Raw genomic sequence first — 16,457 nt, 5'->3', positions numbered from 1 at the left:
GCACTTGAGAGGGCAAGGGGCATCGACTCCCGCCCCCTGACCCGAGAGCAACTCCTGCACCTTCACCCGTGGCACATCCGGCCGCGGGCAATCCAGAAGAAGGCAGAACAGAGTTGAGACGTTCACGGCGTTCAGGCAAGAGACGCACTGTCAGATCCGTCATGAGCACTATCGCGACGATGGCGATCGCCGCGACCGGCCTGGCGATGGCCGGGTCCCCCGCACAGGCCTTACCGGCCGGCGAGGCGGCCGGTAAGGCAGCCGCGGTCGCCGACGGGGACAAGATACGCCCGGAACTCGCCCGGAACTTCGAGATGAAGAGCGAAGGCGACTTCTGGATCCACTTCCAGGACCGGGCTGATCTGAAGCAGGCCGGTGCGCAGCAGGACTGGGACAAGCGCGGCCAGGCTGTGGTGGACGCGTTGAAGAAGACCGCGTCCGAGTCCCAGGCCAAGGTACGGGCCGAGCTCGACGACGCGGGCGCGGTGTACGAGACCTTCTGGGCGAGCAACGCCATCAAGGTGAGCAACGGCTCCGAGAAGCTGGCGCAGAAGTTCGCGGCCCACGCCGAGGTCGACGGGCTCTACGCGCCGGTCGCGTACAAGGAGCCCGAGGTCACCAAGGGCGATGCGCAGAACACGGTGAACTCCGTGGAGTGGGGCATCGCCAACATCAACGCCGATGACGTCTGGTCCCAGTACGGCGTCAAGGGCGAGGGGATCACGGTCGCGAACATCGACTCCGGGGTCCAGTTCGACCACCCGGCGCTGGTGAACTCCTACCGCGGCAACAACGGTGACGGCACCTTCAGCCACGACTACAACTGGTTCGACGCGGCCGGTGCCTGCCAGGGTGCGCCGTGCGACACCGACGACCACGGCACGCACACGATGGGCACGATGGCGGGCGGCGACGGCGACAACCAGATCGGTGTCGCACCGGGCGTCAAGTGGATCGCGGCGAACGGCTGCTGCCCCTCCGACGCCGCGCTGATCACCTCCGGCCAGTGGATGCTGGAGCCGAGGGACCTTGCCGGCCAGAACCCGGACGTGAGCAAGCGGCCGAACATCATCAACAACTCCTGGGGCTCACGGCTGCCGTCGAACGACCCGTTCATGGAGGACGTGACGCTGGCCTGGACCGCGTCGGGAATCTTCGGGACGTTCTCCAACGGCAACAGCGGCCCCGGGTGCCAGACCAGCGGTTCTCCCGGCAGCCTGGCCAGCAACTACTCGGTCGGCGCCTATGACGTCAACAACAACATCGCGAGCTTCTCGGCCCGCGGCACCGGGCAGAACGGTGAGATCAAGCCGAACATCGCGGCGCCCGGCGTCAACGTGCGCTCGAGCATCCGCGGCGGCGCGTATGCCAGCTTCAACGGGACCTCGATGGCCAGTCCCCACCTCGCGGGTGTGATCGCGCTGCTGTGGTCGGCAGCGCCCACACTGGCCGGTGATGTCGAAGCGACCCGCGCGCTCCTGAACGACTCGGCGACCGACCGGGCGGACAGCCAGTGCGGTGGCACCGCCGACGACAACAACGTCTTCGGCGAAGGGCGCCTCGACGCGCTCGCGCTCCTTGACGCCGCGCCCATCGGCGACACCGGCACCCTGTCCGGCAAGGTCACGGACGCGGCCACCGGGAATCCCGTGGCGAACGCCACCATCACCCTGACCGGGCCGGCCGAGCGCACCTTGACCAGCGGGGCCGACGGTACGTTCTCCTCGCTCCTGCCGGCCGGCTCGTATCAGGCCACGGTGAGCATGTTCGGTTACGAGACCAAGACCGTCCCGGCCGAGATCACCAAGAACCAGACCACCACGCTCGACGTGGCGCTCACCGCGAAGGCGAGCGTCACCGTCAGCGGAGCGGTCACCGACGGCTCCGGACACGGCTGGCCGCTCTACGCGAAGGTGAGCGTCGCGGGCGCGTCGGGAGTCTCCGACTACACCACGCCGGCCAACGGCCGTTACTCCTTCCAGCTGCCCGCCGGTGACACCTACTCCGTCAAGGTCGAGCCGCAGTACCCGGGCTACGAGACGGTGACCCAGGAGGTCGTGGTCGGCTCGGGCAACAAGGCGCACAACGTCGCCGTGCCGGCAGCGGCCAACGCCTGCACCACGGCTCCGGGTTACCGGTTCGGCTCGGACGGCGAGTACCAGACCTTCGACAGCGGCTCCGCTCCGGCCGGTTGGTCCGTGGCCGACCATGCCGGAAACGGCCAGGTCTGGAAGTTCGACGACCCCGGCGCCCGCGGCAACAAGACGGGCGGTGGCGGCGGCTTCGCCATCGTGGACAGTGACGAGTACGGATCCGGCGGTAAGCAGGACACGTCCCTCGTCAGCCCCGCGGTGGACCTGACCGGTGTCACGGCACCGGTGATCCGCTTCAACCAGGACTTCGACCGCCTGAGCACCGACGTCGCCGAGGTCGACCTCAGTCTCGACGGCGGCACGACCTGGACCAACGTGCTGCAGCAGAAGGCCGATGCGCGCGGGCCCAAGATGACCGAGATCCCCATCCCGCAGGCCGCGGGCAAGGACCAGGTCAAGGTCCGCTTCCACTACTACGAGGCGTCGTACGACTGGTGGTGGCAGGTCGACAACGTGCTGATCGGCAGCAAGGTCACCTGTGTGCCCGTCGACGGCGGCCTGGTCCTCGGCCACGTCCGCGACGCCAACGACAACGGCTACGTCAACGGCGCCACCGTCACCAGCGACGACAAGCCCGCGGAGAAGGCCACCAGCGCGGCGACGCCGGACGACACCGCACTCGCCGACGGTTTCTACTGGATGTTCTCCTCGCTGACGGGCAGCCACAAGTTCACTGCCAAGGCGGGCAGTTACGTCACTCAGAGCAAGGCGGTCGACGTCCAGGCCGACTTCGCGACGGCGGCGAACTTCAAGCTCGCCGCGGGCCGGCTCGCCATCACCCCGGCCAAGCTGGCGGCGACGCTGAGGATGCCCGGTGGCAAGGCGGCCAAGACCTTCACCGTGACCAACACGGGACAGGCCCCGGCCGAGGTCGTGTTCGGGGAACGTGACGGCGGGTTCGAGCTGCTGCGGGCCGACGGCTCCAAGCTGAGCGAACAGAAGGTGCTCGGATCGGACGGTGCGCCCGAACAGCGCCTTGACGCCGCGACCTCACTGCGGGCGGTGGCGAGCGGCAAGTCCGCCGAGGCGCCACAGGCCAAGGCCGGCCCGCAGGCCGAGCCCTGGACGGACATCGCCGATTACCCGGCGAACGTGATGGACAACCGGGTCGTGTACCTGAACGACAAGGTGTATTCGATCGCCGGCGGCAACGGCACGGCGTCCACGGCGAAGAACTACGTGTACGACCCGATCGCCCAGAAGTGGACCGCCATCGCCGATCTGCCCGAAGCCCGTAACGCCATGACCGTGGGCGTCATCGACGGGAAGATCATCGCGACCGGCGGCTGGGCGGCGAGCGGCCCGTCCGGCACCACCTGGTCGTACGACCCGGCGGCGGACGCCTGGACGAAGAAGGCGGACAACCCGGCGCCGCGCTCTGCCGCGGGCCAGGCGGTCGTGGACGGCAAGCTGTACGCCGTCGGCGGCTGCACCACGGCGAACTGCACGCCGATGTCGAACGACGTCGTCCGCTACGACCCCGGCGCCGACAAGTGGGAAACACTGCCCGACTACCCCAAGGCGGTGGCCTTCGCCTCCTGCGGCGGGATCGACGGCAGCGCGTACTGCTCCGGCGGCAACGACGGGTCCGTCTCGCAGAAGGCCGGCTACGCCTTCGACCCGGGCGCCGGCACCTGGACCCCCATCGCGGATGCTCCGGCCGACCACTGGGCCGCTTCGTTCGCGACAGCGGGCGGCAAGCTCCTGGTCGTCGGCGGTTCCCAGGGCGGGGCGATCACCAACGCGGGCTTCGCCTATGACCCGGCAACCAACGCGTGGGCGAGCCTGCCGAACGCCAACGCACCGCGCTACCGCGGTGGTGCGGCGTGCGGCTTCTACAAGGTCGGCGGCTCGTCCGGTTCCTTCAACGCGACCCCGGACAGTGAGCAGTTGCCCGGCCTGGACGGATGCGCCGAGGCTGCCGCCGACGTCAGCTGGATGTCGCTCGACAAGTCCAAGACGACACTGGCCCCGGGGGAGAAGGTCACGGTCACCGTCACGATGGCGGCGAGCGTGGACCAGCCGGGTACGTACTCCGGTTTGGTCTCGATCAAGGAGAACACGCCGTACACGGTGCAGCCGGTGGCGGTGACGATGACCGCTCAACCCCCGACGACCTGGGGCAAGTTGATGGGTCAGGTCACCGGAACCACGTGCCAGGGCGCCACCGCACCGATCTCCGCGGCGGTGGTCCAGGTGGACTCGTGGGCCTCGTCCCTCACTCTGGCCACCGACGCGGAGGGGAAGTACGCGCACTGGCTGGACCGGCGTAACAACCCTCTGACGATGATCGTGGCCAAGGACGGGTGGAAGCCCCAGACCCGTACGACAAGAATCAACTCGACGACACCCACGGTGGAGGACTGGGTGTTGCGTCCGATCGGCTGCTGACGGCTGACCAGCGACCGCTGGTTGGTGAATGGTGATCGCTGAAGAAGCGTTCCGGCCCGCCTGTTGATATCAGCAGGCGGGCCGGTTCGCGCGCCACCGCGTGCAGCAGGTGGCCGCCGCGGGTGTGGGTGCGGGAGTGTCTCTGTGTGGCCCATCTGGCGGATCCGCTCCGCTTCCTTTGCCTGCTCGCCGCCTGGGTTGCCACCCCCTGGGCCATCGCACCGCACTCGGTGCTGCTCGCGGTGATTTCGGTCGTGGTGTTGCTCGCCATGTTGACCCTGTTCGCTACTCCGGTCGAGAACGGGCTGGCGAGGGAGCAGATCCTCGGGCCGAGCAAGCCCGGTGGCGCCGGCTGCTCGCTTCACCGCGCTGGCGAGCCGATGCCGTCTTCGCTCGTGACGTCGGCGCCCTGTTCATTCTGAACACCTGGCTGCAGAGGGCGCGGACGTCCTCTCAGCGGCTGTCGGCCACCTCGCGTTCTTGGTACTCGCGTGGGGAGAGTCCGTGGAAGCGGGAGAAGGCGGCACTGAACGTGGGGAGGTGGGCGTACCCGATCCGGCGTGCGACGGTGCTGGGCGGGGCGCCTGCGGCCAGCAGGTCGCGGGCAATGCGCATACGGGCGGCATAGCGCCAGCGATTGAGTGTCATGCCCGTTTCGTTGCGGAAGGCGCGGGTGATCTCGGTACCGACATCGGCATCATGCGTTCCGCCGGGCTCGCCGATACGGCGCAGGTACTCCATCGCGACAGCACGCGCGCGCGGATCGGTCGGCATCGGCACCGACAGCGCCTGCTGGGCGGCGACCTGATCCGCGAACAGGTCCAGGATGTGGCGGGGGTTGTGCTCTTCGGGGCGCAGTGCGGACCGGGCGCTGATCGAGCAGAACATCAAGTAGTCGTCCCACGCCGGCGGGAAACGCGCCTGTAGCGGCGCGGTCAGGTGGAGGTCGGCGGTTCTCGCGTTGCCCAGCGGCAGGGAGACGGAGTTCTCGCGCAGGCCGGTGACATGCTCCATGTCCGCCGGGATCCAGGTCGCCACGCCTCGTTCCCGCTCGTAGCGCCGGTCGCCGATGTCCAGGTACCCGCTGCCGCGGTACATCCAGCTGAGGACGTGGATGTCGTTGGTATGCGAGGGCGTGCTGGCCGCGGGCAGGGTCTGCGGCGCGGCGGGAGTGTCCGTCTGGTGCATCATCCGGATCAGGTCGTCGGTCTGCCGCGCTGCCGCCGCCCGCTGCGTCAGCCCACCGGCGCCGGGCCGGGCGAAGAGTCTGCGTCCGAACTCGTGGGGGGTCTGTCCGAACTGTCCTTTGAAGGCCCTCGTGAGGCCGTTGCGGCTGGCAAATCCGACCAGGGCGGCCACCTGGTCCGCGTCGTAACCGGCGGCGAGGAACTCCACGGCGGCGCCGAGCCGGCACAGCAGTCGCCACCGCTCGAACGTGAGCCCGGTGTCGGCGAGGAAGTCACGGCGAAGCGTGCGCGCACTGCACAGCACCCGTGCCGCCCAGCGCTCGACCGTGAGATCGAGCCCGGGGTCGCGCATCAGTTCCTCGGCGACCGCTCTGGCGCCGCGGGCTCGCGGCATCGCCGGCGGGGCGAACTCCGTTGGGTTCGGCTCTTGTTGGGCTACGGCGGGCGTCGGCGGGCGCGCGCCGGGACGCCGAAGTAGCTCTTCGATCGCCTCGGGGGAGTACCCGCGGCCGCTGAATGGTGTGACCTGCAGGTTGAAGAGCTGGATCAACCAGTTCTGCCAGCCGCTCGGTACGTCGAACCGGGTCAGTTCCGACAACCCCCGCGCGCCGACGCCTGCGTGGGGGAACAGCGGGAAGGCGACCGTGCCCGGCTCGGTGGTGATCGCCCGCTCGGCCTGGGCGTCCGCGGGAATCCAGGCGCCTTCGCCGGCCCTGAGCCGGATGACCGGCCCGCCGTCGAGGCGCACGTGTGCCGTGCCGGTGCGCACCCACAGCAGCAGCGGTCGAACGGGTGCGTCGGCCGGACTCCACCGCGCGCCCGGAATCGGCGGAGGGGAGCCGGAACTCGCGGTGTACGAGGAGGACATCACCATGTCCTAACCGTACGGCAGTCTGCGCACACCATCTGAGGTAAGGTTCCCCTAACCTTACCTCGGCGCGCCCTCCTGTACCGGCGCGGCTCCTTCCCTCGAAGCGATGAGAAAGCTCGGTCTCCCGCATGCCCAAAACCTCGCGCCGGCTCACCGTGCACCCGCCGACCCTGCGTGAGGTCGAGGTGGTCCGGACCGTCGACATCACCCCGGGAATGCGGCGGGTCACGCTGAGCGGGGAACAGCTGCGCGCCTTCACCACCGCGGCCGGCTTCGCACGTCCTGCTTTCGAGTCCCAGGGCTTCGACGACGACCTCGGGCTCTACTTCCCTTACCCCGGTCAGCGCGATCCGGTGCTCCCGGCCCAGGGCGAGGCCAAGTTGACCATGCCCAAGGATCCTCGGCCGCTGTCGCGGGCCTACACGGTCCGCCGGTGGGACCCCGAGGCGGGCGAACTGGACATCGACTTCGTCAAGCACGGGGTGGGCGCGGGAACGACGTGGGCCTACCGCACCCGGCCGGGGGACCGGATCCACCTGAGCGGCCCGAGCACATCGAAGGCGCTTCCGGTCGGCGCCGACTGGTGGCTGGTGGCGGGCGACGACACCGCGCTCCCCGCGATCGGCCGCCTGCTCGACGAGCTCCCGTCCGACGCCCGGGCGCAGGTGTTCATCGAGATCGCCGAGGAGGGCCACCGCCAGGAGCTGCGTGAGCTGCCCGGGGTGGAGGTGACGTGGCTGGTCCGTTCGGAAGTGACGACCGGGAACGCCTCGCCGCTCACCGAGGCCGTCCGCGCCGCGCAGTGGTGGTCGGGCCAGGCGTTCGGCTGGCTGGCCGGCGAGCACACCGCCGTGCGGGACATCCGCCGACACCTGGTCGAGGACCGAGGTGTGCCGAAGGAGGACATCGACTTCGCCGGCTACTGGCGCCGCTCCTCGGTCGTCGCCATGGACGGCGACGGGGCCATACCCGACCCGGAGCGGACGGTCGCCCCGTTCCAGAAGCTCCACGACCTGACCGAGCTCGTCGCGCCGCTCGCGATCCGCAGCGCCGTCGAACTGGGCATTCCCGATCTGATCTCCCGCGGCGTGAGCAGCGTGCGCGAACTGGCCGCCAAGGCCGGAGCCGACGAGCGCGCGCTGGGCAAGCTGCTGCGCTACCTGCACACCCTGGACGTGGTGACCGAGACACAGCCGCGTCACTACGCCCTGACGCCGGTCGGTGAAGTCCTCACCCTCGAGTTCATCGCCGACAGGCTCCACTCCGCCGGGGTGGTCGGTCGCGAGATGCTCGGCATCCACGGACTCACGGAGTCGCTCCGCACCGGCCGTTCCGCCTACGCCTCGGTCACCGGCCAGACCTTCACCGAAGTACGGGCCGAGCAGGACTACGAGGACCGTCACCTGGAGCGCCTGGCCAAGTTCCAGCCCGCACTGGCCGGACCGATCGCCACCTCCGGCCTGCTCGCCGGAGTCCGCCACCTGGTGATCCACTCCGGTGGCGCCGGTGCCCACGCCCGCGAGTACGTCACGGCCCACGACACCCTGCGCGTGACGATCTGCGCCCTGCCCGCCCAGGCCGACTGGCTGCGCCGCGACCTGCCCGCCACGATTCCCGAGGAGTCGCAGCGCATACGGGTCGACGTCCTTGAGCAGTCCGTCTTCGAGCCCACCCCGGCAGCCGACGCCGTGCTCATCAGCCGCGCCTTCAAGACCCTGCCCGACGCCGACGCCGCGCACGCACTGCGCCGGGCGGCCGAGAACCTCACCCCCGACGGACGAGTGCTGCTGATCGAGGAGGTCTTCGACACCGACGACCTCGACGAGCACGACGGCGAGGCAGACCTGATCGGCCTGGCCTGCCACGGCTCAGGTCTTCGCACCGCAGCAGAACTGGACGCCGTCATCACCCGGGCCGGCCTCACGCGCCGAGCGGCGCACACCGTCGGCCTCGGCACCACCGTCCACGAACTCGTCCGCTCCACTGCCAACTGATCCCCTCCACCCAGGGCACCCCTTTCCCTTGGGAAGAAGAGAGAGACAAACCACCATGAGCAGCACCCCTTTGACGCGGCGCGGCACGGTCCTCGCCGCCGCACTGACCAGCGCGACGCTCCTCCTCACCGCCTGTGGCGGGGACGGCGGCGACAGCAGCGACGCCGGCGAGAAGGCCGCAGCGACCCGCAGCGTCAAGGCCGAGAACGGCACCGTGAAGATCCCCGCCGACCCCCAGCGGATCGTCACGATCGGCAACACGAACCTCCCCTTCATCGACCTGGGCGGCAAGCCGGTGGGCGTCACCGAGGTGTCCGACTCCGAACTCGCCGTACTGCCGGACGAACAGAAGTCGGCATACGAGGCGGCCGAGGTCGTCGGCAGCGACGGGGGCGAGGTGGACCTCGAGAAGCTCGCCGCGCTCAAGCCGGACCTCATCCTGGTCCAGTTCCACTCCAATGACTGGGACAAGGTCGGCAAGCGACTCGAGTCGATCGCCCCCACCGTGCTGTGGGGACTCGACACCGAGTGGAAGGCCTTCGCCGGCGAGATCGCGGAGGCCGGCAACGTCACGGACGAACTCAGCCGGCAGACCGCGGAGTTCAAGAAGAAGGTCACAAAGATCCAGGAGACACACCGCAAGACCATCGACGGCACCTCCTTCGTCGACATCTCCCGCGGAGACTGGAGCGACCCCGGAACGTTCTACATCGCTGACATCGGCTGCTCCGAGATAGCCCGGGACGACATCGGCCTCGACCTGCCCGAGGCGGCCGCGGGCAAGGACCCCCTGGCCTACGATTCCCTGCCCTTCGAGCAGATCAGCGATCTGGCCAAGTACGACGTGGTCACCTACCCCGTCGACGCCGACGGCAGGCCGACAAAGCCCTTCAAGCCGGTGGTCGACACCAACACCTGGAAGGCGCTGCCCGCCGTGGAATCCGGATCGGCGCTCGGAGTCTTCTGCCCCGGCAACAACTCCTACGGGCCCGTCCTGCAGTACCTGGACTCCCTGGACCGTGCCCTGGCGAAGCTCACGAAATAGAAGCACCGGCAACTGACTTGGCGGCCTCCCTCGCAGCACCGAAGGAAAAGAAGAGCACGGCGATGACCATGACACCCCTGCGGCAGTACGGCGCGGCCCTCGCCGCCGTACGCGTGAGCGCCGCGCTCGCCACGCAGGCCGAGGCCGGATGACGCTCGTGGACGCAACAGAAGCGGCGACTTTCACACAAGAGGCGCCCCCCGCGGTCTCGCACCGGCGCCGCCGGGTCATCGGACTGGTCGCAGCCTTCGCCGTGTTGATCGCGCTGATGGTGCTCAGCGTGATGGTCGGCTCCAAAGTGATCCCCGTCCCGGTGATCTGGGAGGCACTGCTCAACCCGCCCTCCAGCCCTGATCACTTCGCGATCCGCGACTTCCGGCTGCCGCGCACCCTCGTGGGCCTGGTCGTCGGCATCGCCCTCGGTCTGTCGGGCGCGCTGATCCAGGCGCTCACCCGCAACCCCCTGGCCGATCCGGGTGTCCTCGGTGTCCATGCCGGTGCGTCCTTCGCGGTGACGGTCGCCGTCGGCCTGCTCGGCGTTCGCGAATCGCAGGGCTACATGTGGTTCGCGTTCGCCGGGGCACTGATCGTCACGCTCCTGGTGCTCGCCCTCGGGTCGACACGGAAGGGTTCCTCGCCGGTGGTCATGGTGCTGGCCGGGGTCTGCGTCGGCGCCGTGCTCGGCGGCGCCAGGGAAGCCCTCCAGCTGACCGACCCGGACGCCTTCGACGCGATGCGGTACTGGAACGCCGGGTCGATCACGGGTCGTCCGCTCGATGTCGTGTGGCCGGTACTGCCGTTCTTCGCGGTGGCACTCGTCCTGGCCCTGGCGGTGTCGGGCCCGCTCAACGCACTCGCGCTGGGGGACGAACTGGCGGTCGCACAAGGGGTCCGGCTGGCACGCACCCGTGTGCTCGCGGTGCTCGCGCTCACCCTCCTGGCCGGTGGCGCCACCGCGATCGCCGGGCCCATCGGCTTCGTCGGACTCATGGTGCCGCACGTGGCCCGCTGGATCGTCGGCCCGGACCAACGCTGGATCTTCGCCTACAGCATCCTCCTCGCGCCGAGCCTGCTCCTTGTCTCCGACATCCTCGGCCGCGTCGTGATGCGCCCCGGCGAGATCCCCGTGGGCATCGTCACCGCCTTCGTCGGCGCGCCCGTCCTCGTCGCGCTGGCGCGACGCAAGAAGGCGAGCGGACTGTGAACACCACACTTCCACCGGTGGACTTCGGACGGCGGGTCCTGGTGCTGAGGCACCGGCGGATCTCGGTCCGGCTCCAGTGGCGCTCGGTCGTCGTCTGCACGGTGCTCGCGATCGCGGCCGCCGCCACGGCGTTGCTCGCGCTGATGACCGGCTCGTACGCGCTGAGTCCCGGACAGGTGCTCTCCGCACTGACCGGCCGGGAAACCGGCTTCGTCCAGGAGGTCGTGGTCGACTGGCGGCTGCCCCGGGTGACCGGGGCGCTGGTGTTCGGCGCGGCGCTGGGCGTGAGCGGGGCGGTGTTCCAGTCACTGCTGCGCAACCCGCTCGCCGACCCCGGCATCATCGGGCTCACCCACGGCTCCTACACCGGCGCGCTGTTCGTGATCCTTGTCGTCAACGGCACCTACGCGCAGCTGGTCGGCGGGGCGTTGCTGGGCGGGATGGCCACCGCCGTGGCCGTGTACGTGCTCGCCTACCGGCGCGGGGTGCAGGGGTTCCGGCTGATCGTCGTCGGTATCGGCGTCTCGGCGATGCTCGGGTCGCTCAACACCTGGCTGATCCTCAAGGCCGACCTGGACCAGGCGATGTCCGCGGCCGCGTGGGGTGCCGGGTCGCTCAACGGCCTGTCGTGGAACCAGGTCGCCATCGGCGGCTCCTGTATCGCCGTACTCCTGCTGCTTGCCGGGATGCTGAGCCGGCCGCTGCGGCAGCTGCAGCTGGGTGACGACGCGGCCGGCGCGCAAGGGGTACGGGTCTCGCCCGTACGCCTCGGCCTGATCCTGGTCGGCGTGGCGCTGACGGCGACGGTCACGGCCGCTTCGGGACCGATCGCGTTCATCTCCCTGGTGGCCCCCCAGATCGCCCGCCGCCTCGCCCGCACCGCCGGGATCACCCTCGTCCCCGCCGCCTTCGTCGGAGCGCTGCTGTGCCTGGCGTCGGACTACCTCGCCCAGCACGTAGCCCCCACTCCGCTGCCGGTCGGCATCATCACCGTCGTGCTCGGCGGCGGATACCTCGGATACCTGTTGTTCACCGAAGCGAGGAGACGCCTGTGAGCGCAGTCTCGACCGACACCGCGCGCCTGAGCGTTCAGTCGGCGACCATCGGCTACGACAAGCGGACCATCTCCGACGGCCTCTCGGTGGCGATCCCCGACGAGTCGTTCACGGTCATTGTCGGCCCGAACGCGTGCGGCAAGTCCACCCTGCTGCGCGGCCTGTCCCGACTGGTGAAGCCGTCGGCCGGGCAGGTCGTTCTCGACGGCGCCGGCATCAACTCGTACAAGACCAAAGAGGTGGCGCGGCGGGTCGGACTGCTGCCGCAGACCTCGATCGCCCCGGACGGGATGACCGTCGCCGACCTGGTGGCACGGGGACGGTACCCCCACCAGGGGTTCATGCGGCAGTGGACCGAGGACGACGAGCGGGCCGTGCTCAGGGCGATGCGCCAGACCTCGGTCGCCGAGCTGTCCGGGCGCCCGGTGGACGAATTGTCGGGCGGGCAGCGCCAGCGCGTGTGGGTGGCGATGGCGCTCGCGCAGCGCACCGACATCCTGCTGCTCGACGAACCGACCACCTTCCTCGACATCACCCACCAGATCGAGCTCCTTGAGCTGTTCACCGATCTGCACCATGCCGGCCACACCCTGGTCGCCGTCCTGCACGACCTGAACCACGCTGCCCGCTACGGCACCCACTTGATTGCCATGAAGGACGGCGCCGTGGTCGCCGAGGGCACTCCGGACGAGGTCGTCACGGCCGAGCTGGTCGAGGAGGTCTTCGGCCTGCGCTGTCTGGTGCTGCCCGATCCGGTGACCGGCAGCCCCCAAGTGGTGCCGCTCGGCCGCGAACGCACCCGGCACAGATCCGCCCACACCACCGACGCAGAGAGCGCGATACATGTCTGACCCGGCTGTCGAGAAGCTGTCGAGCGGTGAGTGGAGCCCGGAGAGGTTCCGACGACATCTCCAGCAGGCAGGTACACCGCTCGTGGAGCGGGTCTCTGCGCACGAGGTGGAGGTGACCTTCGTCGACGAGCCGGCAGACGACACGACGGTCGCCCTCTCGGTGGTGATCGGCCCCAGGATCGCCTTCAACCCGATCGACACGGAATTCACCCCGGTCGCCGGGACACCCTTCCGTGTGCTGACCCTGCGGATGCGTTCCGACCTGCGCTTCTCGTACGTGTTCGTACGACGCGGGCCGTCAGGCGAGAGCGAAAAGGTTGCGGACCCGTTCAACCCGTCGCCGAAGTTCTCCCAGTGCTCGGTGGAGCGGTTCTCCGGAGCTTCGGTGGCAGCGCTGCCCGACGCGGCGCCGTTGCCCTGGCTCGACCAGGCCGAAGCGCGGCCGGCCCCGGCCATGGACGCTGCCGTGCTGGCGAGCGGGTTCCTGGGAGACGAGCGCCGCATCTGGGTTTCCATGCCGCCGGGGGAGTACTCGCACGAGAGCGCACTGCCCTTCGTGATCCACCTGGACGGGACACCGGAGCACAGCGCGCCGAGCGTTCGTGATGCCCTGGTCGAAGCGGGGCAGATCCGGCCGTGTGCGGTGGTCCTCGTCGAACAGAGTGGAGCGCAGCGCGACAAGGAACTGCTCTGCAACCCGGCGTTCTCCCGGATGCTGGTCGAAGAACTGCTGCCGTGGCTCCACCACCGGTATCCGCTCTCGCACGACCCCGCCGATGTCGCGCTGGCCGGTGAGAGCTTCGGCGGACTGAGCGCCGGCTGGACAGCGCTCCATCACCCGACGACGTTCGGCAACGCCATCGTCCAGTCCCCGTCGTGCGGGTATCACCCGGACCTGACGTGGGGGACGGGGGCAGGTGAGTTGCTGCGCCGCATCCCCGTACCGACGCTGATCGCCGACTTCCTGGCCGAGGAGACGGCGCCGATCCGCATCTTCCACGACGTCGGTGAGCTGGAGAGCTCGCTCACCCATAGCCGCTGGCTCGATCACGTGCTCACCGGCAAGGGCTACGACACCTTCTACCGGGAGTTCGCCGGCGGACACGACTACGCATGGTGGCGGGGACTGTTCGCCGATGCGCTGCTCTGGTGCTTCCCGCTCGGGAGCAGGGATGGCAGCAGCGACGGGAGCCGCGCGTGAGCAGCTCTTCGCGTCTCCCGGGCGCCGACTGCTCGGGCGCCGACCCCGCCGGTCTGGGGCGCGGACCTCTGACCCGTCGGCTGCCTGCGCTGCTGCAGGCGCCTGCCGAACCCATCGAGGCTCCTGCGTACGAGGCCGGGGCGGGTGTCACCCCTGGGCGGTTCCTGCTGCGCGTGATCTTCTCGGTGAAGCGGGTCACCGTTCCGGCGATGCTGCTCGCGGTCGTGTGGCAGGTCGGCGAATCGGCGGTCCCCGTGGTGATGGGGGTAGCCATCGACCGGGCGCTGGCGACCGGCAACACGGGACAACTGGCCCTGTGGCTCGGCGTGTTGGTGGGCCTGTACGTCGTACTGACGATGGCGGCGAAGCTCGCGAACCGGCTGACCTCGTACGCGGTGCAGTTGCTGCAGCACCGGCTCCGGAGCACCCTTTCCACTTCCGTACTGCATCCGGTCGGTGGGGTGGACCGGGCGCCGGACGGCAGCGTCGTCTCGGTGATGACCGGCGACGTCGCCCGCCTGTCCAACGCGGTGATCCTGACGATCCTGCCGGTCTCCAGGATCGCGGCCATCGGATTCATCGCCGTATCGCTGCTGGCGACGCACTGGCTGCTCGGACTCGTGGTGCTCCTCGGAGCACCTGCCGCGGTATGGCTGATGGGCGTGCTCAGCGAGCGCCTCTCCCGGGACACCCGCGCGTACCAGGAGCTGTTGGCCTCCACCGTCGGGCGGGCCACCGATCTGGTCGCCGGCTACCGCGTGGTCAAGGGCGTACGAGCCGAGGCCGAGGCGACCAGGAGGTACCGGCAGGCGAGCCAGGAGACCCTCGTCGGGGCCAAGCGCAATGCGGGGCTGCTGGGAAGGTTCCTCGCCGGCTCGGGTGCGGTCACCGGCACGTTCGTCGCGGCGGTGATGGGGCTGGCGGGCTGGTTCGCCGTGGACGGGCAGCTGAGCATCGGCGAGTTGATCGCCGCCGTCGGCCTCACCCAGGCGCTGCTGCCCCAGATCCAGTCGATCGCGAGTGCCTCCATCCCCAACCTCGCCGGAGGCCGCGCCGCGTCCGCGCGCGTGATCGACGCACTGCGCGGCCATCGCGGTGAGGGTCCCGGGCAGGACGACACGACGTGCGCCGAGGTCGCACCGCTGCCCGTGCTGGAGGTGTCCACGCCCGCTGCGACGATCCGTGTGGACCCCGGAGAGCTCGTGGGCGTACGCGCCGACGACCGGACCGCCGCCCGCATCGCACTGGCCCTGCTCGACCCGCGCTCCGACAGTGAGATGGAGGCGCGCCTCGACGGGCTCGCGGCGCGGGAGTTGACCGCGCAGGAGTACCGCGCCCGGGTCACGGTCGCGCCGCACCGGACCACACTGTTCAGCGGAACGATCCGCGACAACCTCACCACCGGGGACGGCGTCGGCGCGCCCGGGCTGTTCGAAGCCGCGGTGCGAGCCGCGGCGTGCGACGACTTCGCCGCCGACCTCGACCTCCCGGTCGGCGAGGACGGCAACCGCCTCTCCGGCGGCCAGCGCCAGCGGATCGCACTCGCCCGCGCCCTGGCGAGCGATGCGCCGGTACTCGTGCTGCACGACCCGACCACGGCGGTGGACCCGGTCACCGAGCACGCGATCGCGGTGCGTCTGCCCGGCGCCCGCGCGGGCCGCTCGACGCTGCTGATCGCCTCGTCCCCGGTGCTGCTCGGGCGCTGCGACCGCGTCGTGGACCTGCTGGAGAACTCCGCGGAAGCACCCCTGCGCGGAAGGACGGTGGGATGAGAGTGACATCCGCTGCGACGACCGGGCATGCGCTGCCCGTCGCGGGCGGCCGGGCGACGGCCAGGGAGGTCTGGCGCCTCAGCCGCGGACACCGGCTCCGGCTCGCCGCCGTCGGCGCGGTCGGGATCGTCAGCACCGCCGTCGACCTGATCCCACCGGTGGCGATCGGATACCTCGTCGACCAGGTGCAGACGGGCACCGCGGATTTCGGCACCGTCCTCACCGTCACGGCGGTCATGGCGCTCGCGGGCGCCCTCGGTGCGGCCGGCACCGCGGTGGCGATCGTGCTCGCCACCCGCATCTATCACACGGTCCTCGCCGCGCTGCGCGAGCGGCTGGTGAGCCGCGCCATGACGCTCCCGCAGCACCTTGTCGAGCGCGCGGGTACGGGGGACTTGGTGTCCCGGACCAGCGACGACGTCAACGCCGTCGCCGATGCCGCTCCCGCAGTGATTCCCGCGCTCACCGTCACCGCGTTCACCATCGTCGTGTCGCTCGGCGGGCTCGCGGCGCTGGAATGGCCCTATGCGGCCGCGTTCGCCGTCGTCCTGCCCGTCTACGCCCTCGCCATGCGCTGGTACCTGCGCACCGGGCCCCGGGTGTACCGGGCCGAGCGTGCGGCGATGAGCGGGCGTGTTCAGCAGATCCTTGAGTCTCGGCGTGGGTATGCCACTGTGCTCGGCTTCGGGCTCGCCGAGCGACGTCATCGCGCTGTGATGTCGGGTTCCTGGGG

The 16,457-nt window shown here is 69.9% G+C and carries 11 protein-coding genes; 10 read left to right on the top strand and 1 reads right to left on the bottom strand.

What is annotated here, in order from left to right; genetic code table 11:
- Positions 1–161: 161 nt before the first annotated feature.
- Both ACIBI4_RS04235 and ACIBI4_RS04230 read left to right on the top strand, forming a co-directional pair.
- Positions 162–4,544 carry a S8 family serine peptidase gene (locus ACIBI4_RS04235; RefSeq protein ID WP_399202049.1) on the top strand — a complete coding sequence of 1,461 codons (4,383 nt, stop codon included), beginning with the start codon at positions 162–164 and terminating at the stop codon, positions 4,542–4,544.
- A gap of 146 nt (positions 4,545–4,690) precedes the next feature.
- Positions 4,691–4,966: a hypothetical protein gene (locus ACIBI4_RS04230; RefSeq protein WP_399202048.1), complete on the top strand. Its 276-nt coding sequence runs from the start codon at positions 4,691–4,693 to the stop codon at positions 4,964–4,966.
- 31 nt (positions 4,967–4,997) lie between these two features.
- On the opposite strand, the gene ACIBI4_RS04225 is transcribed toward ACIBI4_RS04230, so the two are convergent.
- A complete protein-coding gene (locus tag ACIBI4_RS04225) occupies positions 4,998–6,605 on the bottom strand; it encodes a helix-turn-helix domain-containing protein (protein WP_399202047.1) in 1,608 nt (535 codons plus the stop codon).
- 125 nt (positions 6,606–6,730) lie between these two features.
- Here ACIBI4_RS04225 and ACIBI4_RS04220 point away from each other — a divergent pair, with 125 nt between their 5' ends.
- The 8 genes from ACIBI4_RS04220 to ACIBI4_RS04185 all read left to right on the top strand — a co-directional run.
- Entirely contained in the window at positions 6,731–8,596 is a 1,866-nt protein-coding gene (locus ACIBI4_RS04220; RefSeq protein ID WP_399202046.1) for an SIP domain-containing protein, read from the top strand.
- 55 nt (positions 8,597–8,651) lie between these two features.
- A complete protein-coding gene (locus ACIBI4_RS04215) occupies positions 8,652–9,641 on the top strand; it encodes an ABC transporter substrate-binding protein (protein WP_399202045.1) in 990 nt (329 codons plus the stop codon).
- A 148-nt stretch (positions 9,642–9,789) separates the two neighbouring features.
- Positions 9,790–10,845, top strand: coding sequence for an iron chelate uptake ABC transporter family permease subunit (locus tag ACIBI4_RS04210; RefSeq protein WP_399202044.1), 1,056 nt, complete (start codon positions 9,790–9,792; stop codon positions 10,843–10,845).
- The gene (locus ACIBI4_RS04205) at positions 10,842–11,900 is read left to right on the top strand and encodes a FecCD family ABC transporter permease (protein ID WP_399202043.1); all 1,059 of its coding nucleotides are present in this window, start codon (positions 10,842–10,844) and stop codon (positions 11,898–11,900) included. The genes ACIBI4_RS04210 and ACIBI4_RS04205 overlap by 4 nt, the downstream gene beginning before the upstream one ends.
- Positions 11,897–12,751 carry an ABC transporter ATP-binding protein gene (locus ACIBI4_RS04200; RefSeq protein ID WP_399202042.1) on the top strand — a complete coding sequence of 285 codons (855 nt, stop codon included), beginning with the start codon at positions 11,897–11,899 and terminating at the stop codon, positions 12,749–12,751. The genes ACIBI4_RS04205 and ACIBI4_RS04200 overlap by 4 nt, the downstream gene beginning before the upstream one ends.
- Positions 12,744–13,952, top strand: a complete 1,209-nt coding sequence (locus ACIBI4_RS04195; RefSeq protein WP_399202041.1) for an alpha/beta hydrolase-fold protein — start codon at positions 12,744–12,746, stop codon at positions 13,950–13,952. The genes ACIBI4_RS04200 and ACIBI4_RS04195 overlap by 8 nt, the downstream gene beginning before the upstream one ends.
- Entirely contained in the window at positions 13,949–15,724 is a 1,776-nt protein-coding gene (locus tag ACIBI4_RS04190; RefSeq protein ID WP_399202040.1) for an ABC transporter transmembrane domain-containing protein, read from the top strand. The genes ACIBI4_RS04195 and ACIBI4_RS04190 overlap by 4 nt, the downstream gene beginning before the upstream one ends.
- On the top strand, positions 15,721–16,457 hold a 737-nt coding region (locus ACIBI4_RS04185), incomplete at its 3' end, for an ABC transporter transmembrane domain-containing protein (protein WP_399202039.1). The genes ACIBI4_RS04190 and ACIBI4_RS04185, both read left to right, overlap by 4 nt.

This window comes from Streptomyces sp. NPDC050418 (assembly GCF_044458745.1).
GTDB lineage: Bacteria > Actinomycetota > Actinomycetes > Streptomycetales > Streptomycetaceae > Streptomyces.
The sequence above is the reverse complement of the archived record's forward strand: the minus strand, read 5'-3'. Positions and strand labels throughout refer to the sequence as shown.

What these genes read in the sequence shown, in the direction of transcription:
- ACIBI4_RS04235 (WP_399202049.1), top strand. Translation starts at nt 162, where the DNA reads ATGAGCACTATCGCGACGATGGCGATCGCCGCGACCGGCCTGGCGATG.
- ACIBI4_RS04225 (WP_399202047.1), bottom strand. Translation starts at nt 6,605, where the DNA reads ATGGTGATGTCCTCCTCGTACACCGCGAGTTCCGGCTCCCCTCCGCCG.
- ACIBI4_RS04220 (WP_399202046.1), top strand. Translation starts at nt 6,731, where the DNA reads ATGCCCAAAACCTCGCGCCGGCTCACCGTGCACCCGCCGACCCTGCGT.
- ACIBI4_RS04215 (WP_399202045.1), top strand. Translation starts at nt 8,652, where the DNA reads ATGAGCAGCACCCCTTTGACGCGGCGCGGCACGGTCCTCGCCGCCGCA.
- ACIBI4_RS04210 (WP_399202044.1), top strand. Translation starts at nt 9,790, where the DNA reads ATGACGCTCGTGGACGCAACAGAAGCGGCGACTTTCACACAAGAGGCG.
- ACIBI4_RS04195 (WP_399202041.1), top strand. Translation starts at nt 12,744, where the DNA reads ATGTCTGACCCGGCTGTCGAGAAGCTGTCGAGCGGTGAGTGGAGCCCG.